This is a genomic window from Curtobacterium pusillum, from assembly GCF_007680845.1.
GTDB classification, from domain to species: Bacteria; Actinomycetota; Actinomycetes; order Actinomycetales; family Microbacteriaceae; genus Curtobacterium; species Curtobacterium pusillum_B.
On the sequence record NZ_VEIY01000002.1, the window covers coordinates 468,329 to 487,590 of the forward strand.

Annotated in this window: 21 protein-coding genes; 10 read left to right on the top strand and 11 right to left on the bottom strand. The window is 69.3% G+C overall.

All coding sequences use genetic code 11. The features are described from left to right. Nucleotides 1-19: 19 nt before the first annotated feature. Nucleotides 20-928, bottom strand: a complete 909-nt coding sequence (locus tag FS825_RS06655; protein WP_395885685.1) for a cation diffusion facilitator family transporter — start codon at nucleotides 926-928, stop codon at nucleotides 20-22. 155 nt (nucleotides 929-1,083) lie between these two features. Beyond that, nucleotides 1,084-1,446 (bottom strand): ArsR/SmtB family transcription factor, encoded by a 363-nt coding sequence (locus FS825_RS06660; protein WP_260981050.1) that lies wholly within the window; start codon nucleotides 1,444-1,446, stop codon nucleotides 1,084-1,086. A 577-nt stretch (nucleotides 1,447-2,023) separates the two neighbouring features. On the opposite strand from FS825_RS06660, the gene FS825_RS06665 reads away from it, so the two are divergent. Beyond that, nucleotides 2,024-2,539, top strand: a complete 516-nt coding sequence (locus FS825_RS06665; RefSeq protein ID WP_144711674.1) for a hypothetical protein — start codon at nucleotides 2,024-2,026, stop codon at nucleotides 2,537-2,539. 18 nt (nucleotides 2,540-2,557) lie between these two features. On the opposite strand, the gene FS825_RS06670 is transcribed toward FS825_RS06665, so the two are convergent. After that, nucleotides 2,558-3,067, bottom strand: coding sequence for a hypothetical protein (locus FS825_RS06670; RefSeq protein ID WP_144711675.1), 510 nt, complete (start codon nucleotides 3,065-3,067; stop codon nucleotides 2,558-2,560). Nucleotides 3,068-3,303: 236 nt separating this feature from the next. Here FS825_RS06670 and FS825_RS06675 point away from each other — a divergent pair, with 236 nt between their 5' ends. From FS825_RS06675 to FS825_RS06685, 3 genes are all read left to right on the top strand, one after another. Then, complete coding sequence (locus tag FS825_RS06675) at nucleotides 3,304-4,365, top strand: AI-2E family transporter (protein ID WP_144711676.1); 1,062 nt, start codon at nucleotides 3,304-3,306, stop codon at nucleotides 4,363-4,365. A gap of 254 nt (nucleotides 4,366-4,619) precedes the next feature. After that, nucleotides 4,620-5,168: a hypothetical protein gene (locus tag FS825_RS06680; protein WP_144711677.1), complete on the top strand. Its 549-nt coding sequence runs from the start codon at nucleotides 4,620-4,622 to the stop codon at nucleotides 5,166-5,168. A gap of 761 nt (nucleotides 5,169-5,929) precedes the next feature. Further along, on the top strand, nucleotides 5,930-6,634 hold the full coding sequence (locus FS825_RS06685) for an SDR family oxidoreductase (RefSeq protein WP_144711678.1): 705 nt from the start codon (nucleotides 5,930-5,932) through the stop codon (nucleotides 6,632-6,634). A 97-nt stretch (nucleotides 6,635-6,731) separates the two neighbouring features. Here FS825_RS06685 and FS825_RS06690 read toward each other — a convergent pair whose 3' ends face one another. Together FS825_RS06690 and FS825_RS06695 are read right to left on the bottom strand one after the other, a co-directional pair. Next, on the bottom strand, nucleotides 6,732-7,562 hold the full coding sequence (locus FS825_RS06690; protein WP_144711679.1) for an MBL fold metallo-hydrolase: 831 nt from the start codon (nucleotides 7,560-7,562) through the stop codon (nucleotides 6,732-6,734). Then, on the bottom strand, nucleotides 7,559-8,821 hold the full coding sequence (locus FS825_RS06695) for an MFS transporter (protein WP_186377101.1): 1,263 nt from the start codon (nucleotides 8,819-8,821) through the stop codon (nucleotides 7,559-7,561). Before FS825_RS06695 ends, FS825_RS06690 begins: the two co-directional genes overlap by 4 nt. Before the next feature lie 64 nt (nucleotides 8,822-8,885). On the opposite strand from FS825_RS06695, the gene FS825_RS06700 reads away from it, so the two are divergent. From FS825_RS06700 to FS825_RS06715, 4 genes are read left to right on the top strand one after another with little or no spacing between them, the layout of a single operon-like run. After that, a complete protein-coding gene (locus tag FS825_RS06700; protein ID WP_144711681.1) occupies nucleotides 8,886-9,905 on the top strand; it encodes a LacI family DNA-binding transcriptional regulator in 1,020 nt (339 codons plus the stop codon). A gap of 47 nt (nucleotides 9,906-9,952) precedes the next feature. Then, the gene (locus FS825_RS06705; RefSeq protein ID WP_144711682.1) at nucleotides 9,953-10,387 is read left to right on the top strand and encodes a DUF6841 family protein; all 435 of its coding nucleotides are present in this window, start codon (nucleotides 9,953-9,955) and stop codon (nucleotides 10,385-10,387) included. A gap of 36 nt (nucleotides 10,388-10,423) precedes the next feature. Then, complete coding sequence (locus FS825_RS06710; RefSeq protein WP_186377102.1) at nucleotides 10,424-11,353, top strand: ketopantoate reductase family protein; 930 nt, start codon at nucleotides 10,424-10,426, stop codon at nucleotides 11,351-11,353. Further along, a complete protein-coding gene (locus FS825_RS06715; RefSeq protein ID WP_144711684.1) occupies nucleotides 11,350-11,604 on the top strand; it encodes a glutaredoxin family protein in 255 nt (84 codons plus the stop codon). The genes FS825_RS06710 and FS825_RS06715 overlap by 4 nt, the downstream gene beginning before the upstream one ends. 55 nt (nucleotides 11,605-11,659) lie before the next feature. On the opposite strand, the gene FS825_RS06720 is transcribed toward FS825_RS06715, so the two are convergent. From FS825_RS06720 to FS825_RS06730, 3 genes are read right to left on the bottom strand one after another with little or no spacing between them, the layout of a single operon-like run. Further along, on the bottom strand, nucleotides 11,660-11,959 hold the full coding sequence (locus FS825_RS06720; RefSeq protein ID WP_144711685.1) for a putative quinol monooxygenase: 300 nt from the start codon (nucleotides 11,957-11,959) through the stop codon (nucleotides 11,660-11,662). 42 nt (nucleotides 11,960-12,001) lie between these two features. Continuing rightward, nucleotides 12,002-13,021: a GlxA family transcriptional regulator gene (locus tag FS825_RS06725; protein ID WP_144711686.1), complete on the bottom strand. Its 1,020-nt coding sequence runs from the start codon at nucleotides 13,019-13,021 to the stop codon at nucleotides 12,002-12,004. Continuing rightward, nucleotides 13,014-14,036: an SLAC1 family transporter gene (locus FS825_RS06730; RefSeq protein WP_144711687.1), complete on the bottom strand. Its 1,023-nt coding sequence runs from the start codon at nucleotides 14,034-14,036 to the stop codon at nucleotides 13,014-13,016. Before FS825_RS06730 ends, FS825_RS06725 begins: the two co-directional genes overlap by 8 nt. 87 nt (nucleotides 14,037-14,123) lie before the next feature. Here FS825_RS06730 and FS825_RS06735 point away from each other — a divergent pair, with 87 nt between their 5' ends. Further along, complete coding sequence (locus FS825_RS06735) at nucleotides 14,124-14,843, top strand: hypothetical protein (protein ID WP_144711688.1); 720 nt, start codon at nucleotides 14,124-14,126, stop codon at nucleotides 14,841-14,843. 23 nt (nucleotides 14,844-14,866) lie between these two features. Here FS825_RS06735 and FS825_RS06740 read toward each other — a convergent pair whose 3' ends face one another. Beyond that, nucleotides 14,867-15,475: a TetR/AcrR family transcriptional regulator gene (locus tag FS825_RS06740; RefSeq protein ID WP_144711689.1), complete on the bottom strand. Its 609-nt coding sequence runs from the start codon at nucleotides 15,473-15,475 to the stop codon at nucleotides 14,867-14,869. Nucleotides 15,476-15,552: 77 nt separating this feature from the next. On the opposite strand from FS825_RS06740, the gene FS825_RS18845 reads away from it, so the two are divergent. Then, on the top strand, nucleotides 15,553-17,322 hold the full coding sequence (locus tag FS825_RS18845; protein WP_222126901.1) for an SDR family NAD(P)-dependent oxidoreductase: 1,770 nt from the start codon (nucleotides 15,553-15,555) through the stop codon (nucleotides 17,320-17,322). A gap of 59 nt (nucleotides 17,323-17,381) precedes the next feature. On the opposite strand, the gene FS825_RS06755 is transcribed toward FS825_RS18845, so the two are convergent. Then, complete coding sequence (locus FS825_RS06755) at nucleotides 17,382-18,215, bottom strand: GNAT family N-acetyltransferase (RefSeq protein ID WP_144711690.1); 834 nt, start codon at nucleotides 18,213-18,215, stop codon at nucleotides 17,382-17,384. Further along, nucleotides 18,155-19,213 carry a GlxA family transcriptional regulator gene (locus FS825_RS06760; RefSeq protein WP_144711691.1) on the bottom strand — a complete coding sequence of 353 codons (1,059 nt, stop codon included), beginning with the start codon at nucleotides 19,211-19,213 and terminating at the stop codon, nucleotides 18,155-18,157. The genes FS825_RS06755 and FS825_RS06760 overlap by 61 nt, the downstream gene beginning before the upstream one ends. Nucleotides 19,214-19,262: the final 49 nt, after the last annotated feature.

Below are 19,262 nucleotides of genomic sequence, written 5' to 3' on the forward strand. Positions count from 1 at the left end.
GGCTCGTTTTCGATGGTGGTCAGTGCTGGTGCGCATGGGCGGCGGGCGTCACGGTGAACTCGTCGACGTTCCCCATCGCCTCGCGCACGTGCTCGGTGGCGTGCTCGGCGATGTGCTCGGCGTCGTGCAGCGACGACGCGGTGACCTCGACAGTGGCGGAGCCGGTCAGGCGGTGGCCGACCCATCGGAGCCGGAGGTCCCGGACGGCCTCGACGCCGGTGGTGTGTTCGAGCGCATGCTCGGCCGTGCCCATGAGGGCGGGGTCGATCGCGTCCATGAGTCGCGCACCGATGGACTTCACGGTCCCCCAGAGCAGGACCATGATCGAGACGGAGATGAGCAGGCCGATGATCGGGTCCGCGACCGGGAAGCCGACCAGGACGCCGACTGCTCCGATCACCACCGACAGTGACGTGAACCCGTCGAGGCGGGCGTGCACGCCGTCCGCGACGAGTGCGGCGGAGCCGATCTTCTGTCCGACGCGGATGCGGTAGATCGCGACCACCTCGTTGCCGGCGAAGCCGATCAAGCCGGCCGCGACGAGCAGCCACGGGTTCTCGATCGGCCTCGGGTTGATGAACCGGTCGATGGCCTGCCAGCCGGCGACGACGGCGGACAAGGCAACGACGAACACGATGAACATTCCCGCGAGGTCTTCGGCGCGGCCGTACCCGTACGTGTAGCGTCGGTTCGCGACTCGGCGGCCGAGGACGAACGCGATCCACAGCGGCACCGCGGTCAGCGCGTCTGCGAAGTTGTGGATGGTGTCCGCGAGCAACGCGATCGATTCGGTGAATGCGACGATCACCGCCTGCAGGACCGTCGTGGCGAGCAGGATGAACAGGCTGATCTTCAACGCGCGGACGCCGGCCGCGCTGGCTTCCATTGCGTCGTCGATCGAGTCCGCGGAGTCGTGCGTGTGCGGCACGAGGAGGTCGTACAGGAACCCCTTCGCGCCGCCGTGCGGATGCGAGTGCCCGTGCGCGACGTGCTCGTGACCGTGACCGTGACCGTGACCGTGACCGTGACCGTGATCGTGGGAATGATCGCGTGCAGCATCGACCGGCGCGTGGTGGTGGCCGGTCATGCGCTCTCCCGCTCCCCGCGGTGGTGCGGGGCAGCCCCGACGACGTGCTCCGCCTGCTTGACGGCGTCGATGACCAGTTCGGAAGCGTGTTCGTCAGTGAGCCGGTAGTACACCGTCGTTCCCTCACGACGGGTCGACACCATGCGCGCCAGACGGAGCTTCGCCAGATGTTGCGACACCCCAGCAGCGCTCTTGTCGACGATCTCTGCGAGCCGGCTCACTGACAGCTCCTTGCTGCCTCGCAGCGCGAGGATGATCTTCACCCGGGTGGCGTCCGCCAACATCGCGAACACCTCGACCGCGAGCTCGACGTATTCGGACTCCGGGCCGAGCCCGCACGGCTGCTTATCTACGTGCACATGCAGATACTACTCCCGCCCTGGGAGCTGTGACTGTTCACGCAAGATGTCGCCTACTACTGCGGTAGATGAGCCACTGCGCACGAAAGTGTCGCCTGCTCTGCTCACGAAAGGTGTCGCCTCTACCCCTTGCTTCGGCTATGGTCGGCCGGAGCTCAGTCAGCCTCACTGGGGCTGTGCGAAAGGCCCATAGAAGTCTCTCTCGCGTCTAGCTTCAGTCTCGACTGCGTCTAGTACCCTCGTGTGCGCTTCCTCGCTTGAAGGATCGGAAGCAACTCGCGCTCTACGTTGATGCCGTCAAGCGCCGAGCCGCCGGAGCTTGCCGCGTCCGCGCGAAGTGGCTCTACGTCGGCAGGGGCCACGGTGCAAGCGGATTCGAATCACTCACGCCGTAACGGGCCACGTTACCCACGTGACGCCGAGTACACCGAAACGATACGGACGAAGACGTCTCGTGGAGGCTAAGGGGCTGGCGCACATGGCGAAGCAGGCAGCGACACCGAACTGGTCAGCGCACCGACCACGTCCCGCTGCGCGTCGGGCCCGTCAAGCGATGGTGTCGGGCATCACTGGGATCGTGGGCTTCATCGTCGCGATCCTCATCCTCGCCCGACCGCCGGCCGCGCTGGACGCGGAAGTGCATCTCCTCGGGTCCTACATGGTCATCTCCGGCCTCCTGCGCCTCGGACGAGCGCAAGTCGGCGACGGCATGAACCTGCCGAGGCGCATCATCCACGGGGTCCTCGGCGCGCTGATGCTAGTTGCCGGGGTCGGAGCTGTCGTCCATGCGCCCGGGGAACTCAGTGGCTGGGTGATCGTCATCGCCATCGCCTGGGTACTCGAAGCCGGCGTCATCCTCACCGGATCCGCCTTCCTCGCCGCGCGGTCGTTGACGTTGATCGCGGCGGTCCTCTGCGCGTGCATCGCGCTCGCGCTGCTGCTCTACCCGGCGATCGGTGTCCGCGCCGCCACCGCGTCCAGCGCGGTGTTCCTGGTGCTGTTCTCCGCAGCGCAGCTGTTCGAAGGCGTACTGACGTGGATGCCACCTCGATACGAGACAGTGGTCATCGAGACACCGAACCGGCGACGGTAGTGCGCAGGCGCGAACGGGTCAGCTCCCAGCGTTCCGACTGTCCTTCTTCGCCTGCTGTTGCGAGCCGCGTGCACGTTCCGAGGCGTCCCGCTTGACCCCTCCCGTGGTCTTCGCGTGGGTCCGGGCAATCCCCGGACCGACGCCGCCGTTCCCGGCCAGCTCGCCGACGTGCGGGCCGGCGTTCTTGCCGACCCGAGCCTGCTCGAGCCGCGCAGCTTTGAGCTCCTCAGCGTGTCGATGAGCGAGCACCGCCAAACGCTCGGACACGACAGCTAGAGCGTCCTCGAAGATCTCCGCCCGGAGCCTGCTCTTCGCACCCTTCGGGTACGCAGCACCTCGAGCGCCTGCCTCGCCGACGTCTTGTGCGGCCTTCCGGCGGTAGTTCGACACGTGCTTGTTGCGAGCTCGCCGGACCCGTCGGTGCAGGCGCAACAGCGCGTCTTCGTCGAGGTTCCTGATGCGGTCAGGTTCCAGCCCCCGCACCAGATCGAGTTCGCTGTCCTTCAGGACCCACAGGTTCTCATCCATGTGCTTCTCCTCTCACGGGTGGCACATCGCCTTGGACACCGCGACGGAGCCACCTTGCCCGCGTGACCGACCCGGTACACCCATGAGAGCGGCTCCGTCGCCAACGCTTGGCACGGAGAGTACGCCCGCCGGGCACCACCGGCTCGGTCAGCCCTGCGTCGCACCGAGTAGAACGAAGCGGTACGGACGGTGCTGTCCCGTGGACACGGAGGACTGGCGCTCATGGCGGAGCGATCGTGAAGGACGAAGCGGCGCCCTCGGTGCTCAGCCGCAGCGCGCGCATCGCCATCATCATCGGCGGAGTCGTGCTCGCGGTCGCCGGGGCCCGGTACATGTCGTGGTTGGTCGCACCCAGCGTGCTCGCCCTCGTCATCGTCACCCTCACGTTCCCCGTCGTCCGCGGCTTGCGGGCACGGGGCGTTCCGATGTGGATAGCGACGGCGGTGAGCCTCGTCACCGGCTACGCGATGATCCTCGCGTTGGCGGCAGTGGTCGTGTTCGCCGGGGCGCGGCTCACCCATGTCGTCGTTGAACGGCGCCATGATCTGAGCCGCCTCATCGCCGACGCCGGGAACGCGCTGGTCAGCGTGGGGTTCACGACCCCACAAGCCCACGAGTTCCTCGAGGACATCACCCCGACGCATCTGCTCCGGATCGCTGCCGCCGTCGTGCCATCGGTCGTGACATTCGCGACCACCGCGGTGTTCTTCTCCGGCCTCCTCGTGTTCCTCGGCGTCGAGGCCACGCAAGCCGAGGTCCGCTTGTCCGGGATTCGCCGCACCCGCGCTCGTCTCGGGGATGCGCTCGACCAATGGGCAGTCCTCACCCGCCGCTACTTCGGCGTGACCGCCTTCTTCGCCATGATCGTCGGCGGCCTCGACGCGGCGTTCCTCGCGCTCCTCGACGTGCCCCACCCCGTCCTCTGGGGTGTCCTGGCCGCCGCGTGCAACTTCATCCCCTACGTCGGCTTCGTGATCGGACTCGTCCCGCCGGCGCTCATCGCACTCCTCGACGGTGAACCGGGGACGGCGGTGCTCATCGTCGTCGTCTACGTCGTTCTCAACTCGCTGGTGACGACACTGCTCCCGGCGAAGGTCGTCGGCGACGTCGTCGGGCTCGCCATGTACGCGACCGTCGTGTCGCTCGTCTTCTGGGGATGGGTGCTCGGGCCACTCGGTTCGATCCTCGCTGTCCCGTGCACCCTGCTCCTCCGGGCAGTGCTCATCGACGCGGACCCACACGCGGCGTGGATCGCGCCCCTGATCAACTCCGGCAAGCGGAACCGAGCAGAGGCATGAACCGACCGGCTGGAATCGGCGACGTGGACGGTCTCGCCGCGGTCGCCGCACGACTGATCTGTTTCGGGCTGGTCGGCTTGTGGTGGTCACGTCCAGGCGCCCGGCGTCGCCGGGCCCTGTGCCGTGAACGATGCGCGCTCTGCCGCAGGTCGCAGCGGCGTAGTCGCGCGGCGTTGTTCCTCGTTGCCGGCGTCCTCGCGCTACTCGCCGTCGTCCCGGTGGCGACCGGGCAACTGTGGCGTACCGACAGGTGCTTGGACGCCCCCTCCCTCCATGAGGCAGCGCGCGGGCCGCTCCGGTACCTCGTCACCGCACCTGCGTCGGGTGCCGCGCTGGCCTACATCAACCTGCTCGGCGCCGACGTCTGCACCTCGCCGGACGACATGCTCGTCGCCAACATGCGCGGCGGCCCCATCCCTCGAGCGGGCGTCGCAGTCGGCGACGTCTACATCACACGACTGTACGAGGTCCCTGACGTGTACTCCGTCGCGACCCTCAGCCACCACGAAGCGGTGCACTCCTGGCAGTGGGCGGTGGCGTCGTTCATCGCCGGACCGACCGCGTTCCCCACCGCGTACGGTGCCACGGAAGTGGTCCTCCCCGGGTCGCAGAACCCGTTCGAACGCGGAGCGGGTCTCGCCAACGGCGGCTACGACGTTCCCGACAACGTGGAGGTGCTCTGGCTCGGCATCATCGCTTGGTTGGTCGCTGGCGGGGTCTGGGTCGTAGTGCGGTACCGACGCCGCAACAAGCATGACGCGTCGTGCCCTCGCCGGACGCGCAGGCGCGATAGGACCACCTAGCTGTCGCGTTGAAGTCGTGCCGGCAGGAATCGTTCGGTGGGGCGAGCGTTTCGGGTCCGCGCACCCCACCGACTGAGAAGGCTCGAGCCCCCACGACCTCACCGATTGGGTTGTCCGGCTCCGTCCTGACGCACGTTGCCGAGGATCCTCGCGCGAGCGATAGAGGGAGAGATTCCGATGGCGTTAAGCCGCACAGACGTCGCGACGCGTCGTCCGCGCTTCGTGTCGGTGCTCAGCCGACGATCCTCCCCGTAGCTGTGCCGGGCTCGATGCCAGTGCGAGTCGTACAGTGTTGAGCATGGAGGCTCGGATGACTTCCCGGCTGCACTGACCTGCCTGGCTACGGGGTAGTGCGATGGACGGCGCAAGAACTGACATTGCCAGATCGCAGCGACGGGCAACGGGTTGCCACTCAGCGAGGAGGGTCGGAGCGAGCTCGTCTTCTGGGAAAGCATGAGCGCGTAGCTGCATCACGGCTTCGAGGCCTCGTCCCGGTAAGCGATCGTCTGCCGAACAGCGTGGACGGCTCGGCCGTCCTGAGCTGGCCCCCGTCGCGCATGGACAGAGGTGTTCGGGCCGAGGCTAGTTCGGCGACGAGATGTTCGACCAACTCGAGTGACGCGCGCGCCTTCGGGCGGCCTCTCGGGGCCGTGTAGCCGACGACGCTCGACGCCCCTTCCACTTGACGAGTCCGTCGCTGATGCGACGTAGACTTCGTTCTGACTTGCGTTTTGCAAGTAAGACTAGAGACTGGAAGACCGATGGATATCAACGGCGCGGCTGTTCTTGTTACAGGAGCAAGTGGGGGCCTCGGGAGGGAGTTCGTCCGACAAGCACTCGATCGAGGGGCGCGACGCGTGTACGCGACGACCCGTCGCCCGCTCGAATGGGAGGACGACCGCGTCGTGCCGTTGGTCGTCGACGTCGGTGACGAGGGCGCGATCGCAGCTGCCGCCGAAGCCGCGTCTGACACCACCGTGGTCGTCAACAACGCGGGGACCTTCACGGGCGGGTCGTTGCTCACGCAGCCCGCCGACGAGATCCAGGAGATGTTCTCGACGAATGTGTTCGGCGCGCTGAACGTCGCGCGCGCCTTCGCTCCCGTCCTCGAGCGGAACGGTGGCGGAGCATTGTTGAACGTCCACTCGATCCTGAGCTGGACGGTCTTCCCGGGCGGAGGGGCGTACGCAGCCACGAAGGCGGCGTTCTGGGCGTTGACCAACGCCCTGCGACTCGAACTCGCTCCCCGAGGCACGCTCGTCACCGGGCTCCACCTTGGGTACACGGACACCCCGATGATCGAGTCGTTCGATGTGGACAAGAACGACCCCGCCAATGTCGTCCGCGTCGCTCTCGATGGCCTCCGCGACGGCCGGTACGAGGTCATCGCGGATGAGATGACGGACCGCGTGCGGCACCTCCTGTCCGCGCCGCTCGAGGAGCAGTTCCCGGTCTTGGTCCGTTGACGCGGGGCAGAACCCCTCCGATTCGACGGTTCGGTCCGCTCGGGGGGGTTCTGCTGGGCGTCGTGCTCCCGCCCGCGCACTCGCTTCGACCTCGGGATCAGATGCGATCCGGGCGGTACGCGAGGTTCGCCCGAGGGTCCTCGATCCCTTCGAGCACCTTCCGCGCCAGCAGGGCTGAGAACTCTCGGAACGAGAAGGGCGCCCGGTCGTCGGTTCCGGCGACCACCTCGGCGGTCAGGTCGATGAGGTCCTGCAGGACGGTCACCGGCGCGTCGCCGGTGGCATGGGAGATGAACACCCGGTCGTAGAGTCCGCTCAGGTCGTCACGGACCCGTCGCAGTGTCTCGGCGTACTCCGTGACCGTTGCAGAGTCGTCTGCGAAGAGGAAGGTGCGTTGGTTCGCCGCGTCTCCCGTGATCAGGGTCCGCTCCTCGCCGAGGAGGACCGCATGGGAGCCAGGGGTGTGGCCCGGCATTGGGATCGTGCGAACCGTCATGCCACCGAGTTCGAACGTCGTGCCGCTACCGAGGTCGTGGAAGCGCTCCGGCGGTGCGGCCGGCGCGAGGACCCGCCCTTCCCGACGCGCCTCATCGTGCACGTCCGCGATCCAGCTGCGGTGGACTGCGTGGACGGCGAGGTCGGCGTGCGCCATGTGGACGTCGTCGAACCAACCCGCGCCGAAGGCATGATCGAGGTGGCCGTGGGTGATCACCACCGTGACCGGCTTGTCGGTGAGGTCCCGGACGAAGGCCGCGAGGTCTCCGACACCGAAACCGGTGTCCACAAGCAGGGCACGGTCCTGTCCTTCGACGAGGTACATCTGCGCGTCGAGCCGGTCGTAGATGCGTGTGACGCGAGCCGTCAGTCGTACGGACGAGAAGTCCGGGGACGAGGACGAGGACCCATCGGGCGCCGGTGCCGCCGTCACTTGACGCTCCTGACCCCGAACATGAACGCAGCTCCGACGGCCGCCGCGGCAGCACCCAGGACGAGTACCCAGGTGTAGGAACCGGTGAGCCCGAAGACACCGGCAGCGACGAGTGGAGCAGTCGCCGCGGGGACCGACGTCGCGAGCGCCAGGAGCGCGAGATCGCGGCCCTCGTCTGCGCGGCTCGGCAGGACCAGGGACATGATCGCGATGTCCACCGCGAAGTACACGCCGGTTGCAGCACCGCCGAGGACGGCGTACACGAGCAGACCTGCCCAGTCTCGGGCGATGATCGGCGACACGAACGCAGCGGCCATGGCCACCGCACTCAGGGCCACGACGACCTTCCGTCGGTCGAGACGGTCTGCGAGCCAGCCGAAGGCCACGATGGCCACGACCTGGCTGATGGTGTTGATCGACGCGACGGCCGCGACGGCGTCGTTCACCCCGCTGAACGGCGTGTTCTCGGGTCCGACGTAGTCACTGACGATGTAGAACACGTAGTCGATCACCGCGAAGAAGCCGAGGAAGAAGAACAGCCGAGACAGGAAGACCAGCGTGAAGTCCCGGTGACGGAAGCCGGTGAAGAAGCCGGCGATGCGCGCGGGGACACTCCGGCGTGGTTCGGACGTCCTGAGCTCGGGTGTGCGCACCGGCGCTTCGGGCGCGACGACGACGAACACCACGGTCGCCAGGACGAGGAAGATGCCGAGGACGGCGTACCCCCAGAACTGCCCGGTGCGCGTCACGACGTTGACGGACGCGAGGATCCCGAGCGGGAGACCGAGGCCCACGACGGACGAGGCGGTGCCGCGCAGTCGCACCGGAACGCGATCGGGGATCACCGCGTAGATCGTGCTCTGGTAGATGTTCGCGAAGAACCAGACGAAGCCAATGCTGACCGCGAGGAGCGGAACGGTCGTCGCTCGCGCCATCAGGACGCATGCCACCGCGGTGAGGACGGCGCTGACGAGCAACCACGGCGTCCGTCGTCCGAGACGTCCTCTGGTGCGGTCGGAGAGTGCGCCGCCGAGCGGGAGGGCGACCGTCCCCGCCACGGACGAGACGAGCGCGGTGAGCGCGACGACGGCGACCTTGTTGGTGGGGTCGATCGATGCGACCTGCGCGGGGAGCAGGGCCTGCTGGATGCCCTGGTAGACCCCGTAGAGGCCGATGACGCCGGGGAAGAGCGTCGACAAGACGCGGGTGGTCCCGATGGTCCGTGGGGTGGGCGGACTCGTCTGCAGTTGGTGGGTCACGGTTCCTCCTCGAATCGCTGACACGTGTCAGTGCTGACACGTGTCAGCACAGTAGACTCGCTGCATGACCACGTCAAGGCGGACCCCTGACCGCCGTGCCACGAGTGCTGACGTCGCGCGGGCCGCCGGGGTTTCGCGCGCCACGGTGAGCTACGTGCTGAACGCCACGCCCAATCAGTCCATCCCCGACGCGACGCGCGATCGGGTACGCGTAGCCGCGGATCGACTCGGGTACATCCCCTCGGCCCACGGCCGAGCACTGCGCCAAGGTCTCGGAGAGACGGTCCTCGTGCTCGAGCCGGACTGGATGCCGTCGTCGACGTCAGCCCGCTTGTGGTCGTCGTTGAGCACGTCGCTCGCGGAAGTCGGTCTCGTCTGCGTCTTCTCCCACACCGCGGGCGTGGCGACCTCACTCCGGCAGGTCCTGACCACGTTCGTCCCACGACTGGTGCTCTCGTTCGTTCCGCTCTCCGAGGACGACGCGGAACTGCTCGCCACGCAGTCCGTGCCACTGCTGCGCCTCGACGTCGGGAACGGTGGCCGGGGCGGCGACCACCTCGAACTGGACGAGCACATCGGCCGGGCGCAGGTGGAGCACCTCGTCACTGCTGGCCGGAGGAAGCTCGCTTTCCTCGACCTGGTGGACGAGCGAGCTCGCGCGCAGTCCACCGCTCGGACTGCCGGCGCCGGTGCCGCGGCCGGCGCCGCGGCCAGGCAGGGAGTCACCCTCGAGCGACTCGACTTCGACTTCACGTCCGAGTTCGTGGGAACGGCCGTGCACCGGATCCTCGACGGAGGCTTCGACGGCGTGTGCTGCTTCAACGACGACGTCGCCCTCGTCGCACTGTCGAGACTCCAGGACGCAGAGAGCCGCGTCCCGGACGACGTGGCGGTGGTCGGGGCGGACGACCTTCCCGTCGGGGCCTTCACGTCACCCCCGCTCACCACCGTTTCGCTCGACAACGAGCGCATCGGTCGCTACCTCGCGCTCAGCGTTGCAGCCGCGGCCGGGTTGGACAGCGCCTCCGAACCGGACCGCGATGCGGCTGCCAGGGTGCACGTCATCCACCGTGGCTCCAGCTGAGTAGACCGACCCCGCCATCACCGCCTACCGACGAACACGAGGATCCGATGGACTCCATCCCGTCTGCTCAGACCACCGCCGAATTGACGGTGTGGTTCTTCGACGACTACCTCCCAGCGTGGACAGCAGCTGCGCTCCGGGACGACCCTGCGTTCATCGGCGCGTACTGGGCGTCGCCGCTCTGGGTCGGTGACGACCGCGGACCGGCGACGCTGATGCGCGACGACGACGCCGTCCGCCACTGGGTTGCGAGCACCTTCGCGCGCCTGCGCAGCGAGGACTACGCCCGCACCGCGGTCCTCAGCCAGCGGGTCATCGCGCACACTGCACACGGCGGCACGGTGGACGTCCTCTGGGCCAGGGTCCGACGCGACGAGAGCGAGATCGAGCGTCTGGCCGTGCACTTCACAGTGGTGCGAACGCAGGAGGGCCTGCGCGCGGTGGCGATCCAAGCGCATGCCACGGACGCTGGTGCCATCTAACTTGTTATGCGCAAGCAAGGGGAGCATCATGGCGTCATGCGTGTGCTCTTCGTCGGCGCCGGCTCCGTCGGCGGCCTGTTCGGATCCCTCCTCCTCGATGTCGGGGTGGACGTCTCCTTCCTCGTGCGTCACCACCGACGTGCACAGCTGCTGCAGTCCGGCCTCGCCATCGCGTCGTCCGTCGCGGACGGATCCGTGCGACGGCTCGCGGTCCGAACGGTCGTGCGCGACGACGTCCCGGCATCGGACCTTGTGGTCTTCGCGGTCCGGGCGCCGGACCTCGACGCCGCCATCGAGGAGGCGCGGCCCGCCGTCGGCGCGTCGACGATCGTGCTCCCACTCCTCAACGGCATGCGACACCTCGCGCCGCTGACCGAGCACTTCGGCGACCGGGTGCTGGGTGGGGTCGCGGTCGCCGGAGTGATGTCCGATCCAGACCACGTCGTCCGTCGGCTGAGCGAGGACGCAAGCATCACCTTCGGTGAACTGACCGGCGGAGCGTCCGAACGGTGCGCTGACCTCGCGGCACGCTTCAGGCCCGCCGTGTTCCGGACCGTCGTCTCCTCGACGATCACGCAGGACATGTGGGAGAAGTGGATCTTCATGGCGGCGGGCGGGGCCGCCACGGTCCTGCTCGGCGGTCCGGTCGGCACGGTAATCGCCGTCCCGGGAGGCCTCGGAACGGTCGAAGCCGTCCTCGCGGAGGCCTGTGCGGTGGCGGCCGCTGCAGGGCATCCTCCCCGGCCCGCCGCGGTCGAGAGCATCCGACACACCCTGACGCGGCCGGGCTCCCCGTTCACGACGTCCATGTACCGGGACTTCGCGATCGGTCGGCGGACCGAGGTCGAACCGGTCCTCGGAGGGCTGCTCGACGAGGCGCGGGCCCTCGGTGTCGATGTGCCGCTGCTCGCGAGCGCCGCGGTGCGACTCCGGGTCCACGAGGCGTCCCTGGAGCTGGTCCGATGACCGAGGTCACGCTGGTCACGACGGTCGACTGCCACCTGTGCGACGACGCTCGCGGCGTGGTCGCCGAGGTCCTCGCCGCGTTCCCCGCGGTGGTCCTGACGGAGCGGTCGCTCCTCGACGACCGGGCGTTGCGCGAGGAGTTCGCGGAGGACGTCCCCGTCGTGATCGTGGACGGACGGGTCCACAGCACGTGGTTCGTGGATGCCGATCGACTGCGCCGGCGGCTCGACCGCGCGACCGCGCATCCGTGACCGACGGGCACCGCTCCGCGGGTCCCCGCTGGCGGGACCCGCGGGCAGCGTCACGTCACTGCGGGAGCTTGGCCGCGACGAGGTCGACCGGCGTGATCGTCGGGGGCACGGCGAAGAGGTCCCCGTTCGCGTCGATCGCCTGCCGCACCTCACCCTGGAGGTGGAACGCACGCCCCTCCTCGGTCTCGAACGCGTCGAAGATCCCGAACGTCCGGTCGTCCTTCCGGAATGCGAACCACGTGATCGTCTCCGGCTCCCGCTCGACCATCGCACGTGCCGATACGAGGAATGCCGCCACCTCGTCCTCGCGTCCTGCTGCTGCCGTGAACTCCACGACGAATCCGTTCTGCACCATCTGTCGTTCCTCCTGTCTGGCCGATCCGGCCTCGCTTCGACGCTAGATCGACGACGGGCCGGGCACCCCACGCATCCGGCCACCAGCACCGCGGTCTCCGCCAAGTCCTCCTGAGGTCGTCCCGTCCCGGTGGGCGAACGTCGTCCGGTATGCGGAGGCCGTGACGCCGACGTGGGCCCGGAAGTTCCGTCTGAGGGTCTCCGCCGTCCCGAATCCCGTTGCGGCTGCGATCTGCGACAGGGGCAGCCGCGTTGTCTCGAGCAGCACCTTCGACCGCTCGATCCGCTCGTGCGTGACCCATGCCGCGACGCTGGTGCCCACCTCGCGTCGGAACCAGCGGACGAGCGTGCGCTGGCTGACGTGCTCGACACGAGCAAGCCGCTCCAGGGACAGTGGTTCGTCGAGGTGCTCGCGCATCCACTCGAGGAGGCGCGGGGTTGCCGTCGGAGCACGGAGGGAGTCCTTCGCGAACTGTGCCTGCCCTCCAGCTCGGTTCGGGGCGGCCACGAGGTACCTGGCGACATCGTTCGCGTAGGCCCGTCCGAGGTCGCGAGCGGTCAGGTGGAGCGCGAGGTCGACCGCGGCGAGGCCTCCGCCGGATGTGAAGAACGCACCGTCGGCCACGAAGAGGCGCCCCGCTCGCATCCGCACCGCTGGGAAACGCGCGGAGAACTCCTCGGCGTGCACCCAATGCGTCGTCGCGGTCCGCCCGTCGAGCAGGCCCGCCTGCGCGAGGACGACGGCACCTGCGCACAGTCCGACCACCCGTGCCCCCGAGGCTGCCGCGTTCCGGAGCGCCTGCAACAGCGCCGGCGGCCGAGGCCGAAACGGCTCCGATGATCCGGGGACCACGACCGTGCCCGCACCTCCGACGGTCCGCAGTGTCCCCTCGTCGGTGGCATCGACGATCCGGAGCCGGTAGCCCGGGCCAGGGGGCGTGAGCCCGGGCACGGGCCCTGCCGTCGCGAACACCTGCGACACCACCGCTGTCTCCAACGGGTCACTGTCCGGTTCCGTCACCAGCGCGACGGTGTGGGGTGCACCGTCGATGGAGTCACCCACGCTGCACGACCGCTCCGCGCCCGCCCGTCGGGTGCTGCCGGCCCCGGTGCGCCCCTCGTCGCCTGGGTCGTCGCGCCACCGAACCTGCGGCGACCAGCACGACGAACGCCGAGGCGACGCCCAGGACCGACCATGCGGCCGCCTCCCATCCGGGTACCTGCACGGTGGCCGCCCAGCGGATGGCGAAGTTCGTGGTCGACGCGACCGGGAAGGTGAACGTCCACCAGGAGACGCCGAACGGCAGCGACCGGTAGGTCCCGACGACGAGCACGGCCTGGACGGCGAGCATGAACACGAGCATGCCGATGAGGATTGACTGCACTTCGCGGATGGGTCCCGGATGCGCGACGATCCACGCGAGGTTCGAGGTGGCTGCGGCGGCGAGGAACGCGGTCATCGCCGGCTTCAGGGTGTCGGGCAACGCCGACCCGGTCATCAAGCGGATGAGGACGACCGTCCCGATCATCAGCCAGAAGAACAGGCCGGCGCCGAACGCACCGAGAGCGGCCTGGTGGAGTCCGACGCTCGACAGGGAGATGCTCGCGACGTTCGCCCCCGCGACGACCGGGACGAAGTACCCCGGGTGGACCGCGGCGAGCTCGACACCCCCTGCGATCCAGTGCGCCACCAGTTGCGCTGCGACGGAGCCGAGCAGGACGACGAACGCGAAGCAGACCCAGTCCAGGTGGGCTCCGGGGATGACGGTGCGGTAGTGCGAGGCCAGCAGCAGGCCGACCAAGGGGATGTACGCCGCGAAGGGCCCGGAACCCGGGTGCTCGAGGTCTGCGCGGAACGCCCCGGATCGCCGCAGGCCGGGCACGACGTACAGGACGGCGAGCAGGGCCCACAGGACGCCTGCCACCGCGAAGAGTGCCTCGGACGGCCATCGCACAGCGTGCAGGTCTGCCGTCGCGGTCGTCCAGCACCCAGCGAGCCCTGCGAGGCCGAGCGGGACGCCGAATGAGCCGAGTGTGACCAGCTGCCGGGAGAGGGGGCGTGTCGATCCGTCGTCCATCGTGCTCCTCACGTGCTCCACCTGACTTGTAGAATACAAGCTAGCGAGGTCGGACCGATCCTCGCGCGACACCACCTGGAGGTCCCCATGCCCATCTCGCTCGCCATCGCCGTGACCGCAGCCGCTGGCGGGTCCCGCTGGTCAGAGGTCGAACGCATCGACACCACTCGGACGCTCGGCGGTGCGGTGTGGGGGTTGAAGCGCGCAACGGGCACCGTCGAGCACGGGCTGACCCACGTCGACGTCCGGCGTCAGCGGACGCGCATCGACTCCTTCGGTCCCACGGGCGGCTTCGCGGAGTACACGCCCGACCGAGTGACGATCACCGACGGGGCGACCAGGGAGTCCGAGGTGCTCGACCACCCGAGGGAGTCGTTCGCCGGGCACGGTGTCGACACCCCCTGGACACCAGCACAGGTCGCCTACTTCGTCGGGTACACGATGTGGACGTACACCACCGAGGCCTGGTCGCTGCAGCTCCCGGGAGTCGACACCGAAGAGGACGGCACGTGGACCGAAGCGGGCACGAGCCTCCGTCGCCTGCGGGTCACCTACCCGTCGAGCATCACGACCCACAGTCGCGTGCAGACGCTCTACGTTGACGGGGACGACCTCGTGCGACGGCGGGACTACGAAGCCGACGTGATGGGCGGGGTCCCGAGCGCGCAGCTCGTCGCCGGCCACACCGAGGTGGACGGGATCGTCATCGCAACAGCGCGCGACGTGTTCCCCCGGGACCCCGCGGGTGGGATCGTCGCTGACCAGCACCTGGTGTCCATCCGACTCGCCGACGTTGCGGTGGTGTGACGCGCGAGGAGGGCCGGACAACCTCAGGCCGCGGGCGGCCCGGCACCCTCCGACCCGGCCTCGCCGAGCTCACTGAGGAGATGTGACCGTGCCGCCCCGAGGACGTCGGTACTGAAGTCGGTGGTCGAGGTGGCGCGCGCGAGGAACAGCGCGCCGACCATCGTCGACATCCGGACCAAGGAAGCCGGTGTGACGGCGTCACCCTCATCGGATAGCCACGCTGCGAAGTCCCGCACCCCCTGGGCGAACGCCGTCCGCACCGCTCGGTCGCCCGACCGCGCGACGTCCGAGCCGAAGCCGGTCGTCACGCATCCCCCGGCCCAGTCGTCCCGGTTGTGCTCCGACAAGTACCCCCGGACCAGCTCGGCGAGCGCGGCACGGTGGTCCACCGACGTCTCCTCGAGGCCTGCGAGGCCCGTGTTCATCTGCTCGTACGCGTTCGCGGTGGCCTCGGCGACGAGCGCGTCCTTCGACGGGAAGTGCCGGTAGAACCCGCCGTTGGTGAGCCCGACCTCGCGCATCACGTCGCCGATGCTCACGGACGCGGCGCCCCGCTCCCGGAACACGTGCGATGCGGCTTTGACGATCTGCTGACGGTGCCGGTCCGCCTGGTCCCGTGAGACGCGCCCCATGTTGCCCCTTTCGAAGATGCTGATAGTAATCTATCGTCTGGTCGAAAGATGTCGACCGACATCTAAGAGAGAACACCATGAGCGATGACTTCCCCGACCAACACGGGCGGCGCTACCTCGTCACCGGGGCGACCGGCGGCATCGGCGCCGCTGCTGGCCGTGCGCTGAGCACGGCCGGCGCTGAAGTGGTGCTGGCGGTGCGCGACCTCGACCGCGGTGCGGCGGTCGCCGCGACCTTCCCGGGCCCGACCGAAGTGCTCGGGCTCGACGTCTCCCGCCTCGACTCCGTCCGCGCGTTCGCTCGGGACTGGTCTGGTCGGCTCGACGGACTGCTCAACAACGCCGGCGTAATGGCCACGCCGTTCGCACGGACGCCCGACGGCTTCGAGTCCCAGCTCGCGACGAACTTCCTCGGCCACTTCGCGTTGACCCGCCTGCTCCTGCCGTCTGTCACCGACCGCATCGTGAACGTCTCGTCCGTGCTCGCGTCCTTCGCCAGGATCGACCTCGACGACCTCAACTGGCAGCGACGCCGGTACCGCCCGTGGCGGGCGTACGGACAGTCGAAGCTCGCTGACCTCCTGATCACCGACGAGCTGCAGCGCCGCCTCGACCTCGTGGGCAGCCGCGTCCGCGCGGTGACGGCCCACCCCGGAGTCGCGCGGACCGGGCTCTACGGGAACGGGAACGCGACAGGTGCGATGGGCGTCGTCCTCCGGGGTGCCGCTCGCTGGCGCGGCGTGTCTCCCGAGATCGGTGCCCGATCGGTCCTCCAGGCCCTCACCGCGGACGTCGCCGGTGGCTCGTACCTCGCACCACCGAGCCGTCCGTCGGTCGTCCGCGAGCAGCGCCGTGCCCGCCACGAGGACGACCACGCCACTGCGCTCGCCCTGTGGGAGCGCGCATCGGCACTCACCGGCTTCTCCGCCGCACTCCGACCCCCTCCGCGCGAACCACTCCCGACCTGCCGCACCGCGGCGGTCCGTTCGAGCACGAACAGAAAGAGGAACACCATGTCCACGACACCCTCGACGACGACCGTCCAGACGGCGTCCGCAACGTACGCCTACCGACGGACCGGGCCGGTCGGCGGGGTCCCACTCGTCCTCCTGATGCGCTTCCGCGGAACCATCGACGACTGGGACCCAGCCCTCATCGAGCCCCTCAGCCGGAACCGCGACGTCATCCTGGTCGACAACGTCGGCACCGGGCGCTCCACCGGTGAACCGCGCGACTCGATGGAGGGCGCGGCAGCGGGCATCATCGACTTCGTCGAAGCCCTCGAGCTCACGCAGGTCGACCTGCTCGGATGGTCTCTCGGCGGCGTCGTCGCCCAGTACGTCGTCGACGCCCGCCCGGACCTGGTCCGACGCGTCGTCGTGGCGGCGAGCACGCCGGGGCTGGTACCCGACACCCCGGCGCCCGACGCCCGTGTCACTGAGATCCAGATGAAGCCAGACGCCACTGCTGGGGACATGGCGTACCTCTTCTACCCGGACACCGACGACGGCAGAGCAGCCTCTGTCGCGTCCGACGCGCGGATCGCAGCGGCCCGTCCGACGGACGCCGTCGTGGTGTCCGACCGTGCGGCCGGGGCTCAGCTGGTCGCGGCGTCCGTCGCGTACCAAGTGCCGGTGCCCGACCTGGTCGCCCGACTCGCGAGGACCACGCAACCGGTCCTGTTCGCGAACGGACTGCAGGACGTGGGCATCCCGGCTTCGGCCTCGGTGTTCGGTGCGACGCACGCGCCTCACGGGACCGCTCTGCTCTACGGCGACGCCGGCCACGCGTTCCTGTTCCAGCACGCGGAGCACTTCGCTGCGACCGTGGACCTCTTCCTGCGCTGACGCCGAGCTGGAGTGGTCTGGTGCGTCCGGCTCGGGTCCTCCTCGGTCGGACGCACCACTCAGACCGTCAGCGTCCAGCCCGTCCGGAGGCCCAGGTCCCGGAGGCCCGCCCGGCGCAGGTTCCGCAACGACTGCCCCGGCCGATCCACGGAGCCGAGGGCAGCCTCTGCGAACACCCATCTACAGCCGGCGCGCCTCGCCGCCTCGATGCGAGCGCGGATGAGGACACCCTGGACACCGCGGCGTCGGGCGCGGGGCAGCGTCGCGCCTCCGAACAGCTCGGCAGCGGGTCCGCGGACCGAGACCGCGCCGACACCGACGAGGTCCGCACCGTCCCATGCCCCGAGCGCCACCCAGCCGTCGGCGTCCACGGAGCCGGCTCCCATGGCAGCGAGGTGCGGGTCAGCCGGATCCCCGAAGGCCTCGAACATCGTCGCGGACCACGACAGCGCCTCCTCGGGCCGGACCGCACGCACCGTCATCGGCCCGGTGGGCGCGGCGGACACGGCGAGCTCCTCGAGTTTCGCGCCCACCTTCACGAGCGCCGGCCCCGCCGACAGTCCCAGCCGCTCGCACGTCTCCCGCCAGCCGTCCGGCTCGAACGCCGGAGCGATCTGCAGCGACGCTCGACGCACTCCACTCCGCGTGAACCGCTCTCGTGCCAGCGCGACGAGGTCGTCAGCGTTCCCCATCCACCGCGTGACGCCGACGACGCGACTCCACTGGTCGGTCGGGTCGTGGGGCATCGAGACGAGCACGCCGTCTGCGAAGGCTTCCGCAGTCAGTCCGAGTGCTGCTCGGGCCTGCGCAGGCGTCCGACCGACGAGGTCGGCTAGGGCATCGGCTTCGGCGTGTTCCGCGATGCGGAGGAGCTCTGTGGCTGTGGTCGGCATCCAGTTAGCTTACTTTCTAAACGAGAGTCAGGTGGGCGGATCCCGGTGGTCCCGAACCGGTGGCGGTGCGCGCTCGGCGTCGTGCCAGAGACACGCCGGAACGCTCGGCGGAACGCGGCCGGGTCGGTGAAGCCCGCTCCGTGAGCGGCCTCCGCCACGGTCGAGCCCTGCTCGAGCAGCTGCCGACCGAGGTCCACCCGCGCACGCTCGACGAAGCGGACCGGAGTGGTGCCGAGCTCCTCAACGAAGAGCCGCGCGAGGTGTCGGGCGCTGACACCCACGGCTCGGGCCGAGTCCCGGGTGCTGAACGGCGACGCTGGATCCGCCAGGACCACGTCCACGACGGACCGCACCGGCGAGGAGCGCGGAGCAGGCCCACGCAACCCCGCCGAGAACTGCGCCTGACCGCCAGGACGCTGCATGTGCACCACGAGCGCTCGAGCGACGTCGCGGGCCAGGTCACCTCCGTGGTCGCGTTCGACGAGCGCCAGAGCGAGGTCGATCCCCGCTGTCACACCGGCGGAGGTGACGACGTCCCCGTCCTGGACCCAGATCGAGTCCGGTGTGACCTCGGTGTCCGGCGCGACCCGAGCCAGCAGCCCCGCGTGTCGCCAGTGCGTGGTCGCGCGCCGGCCCGCGAGCAGTCCGGCCTGGGCCAGGACGAACGCGCCCGTGCACACCGATGCGACGGTACGGGCGGAGCGGGCGACCGCACGCACGCCCTCGACGAGTCCGTCGGGTGCCGATCGATCGACGAGGTCGTCGCCGCCGGCGACCAGCAGGACGTCCGGCGCGTCGAGGTCCGCCAGGGAGGCGTCCACGGGGACGGTCAGTCCCACCGACGTGCGGACGGCCCGTCCATCGGGGGAGACAAACCGGAGGACGTAGTCGGCTCCGGACCGGTTGGCCTCGGCGAACACCTCGGCCGGCCCGCTCACGTCCAGGAACTTGACCCCGTCAAACAAGACGATCGCGACGGTCGTCCCCTGCATGTCCATCGGTGCCTCATCTCCGTCCTGATGTCGCTCGTCGCCGGTCGCGCCGTCC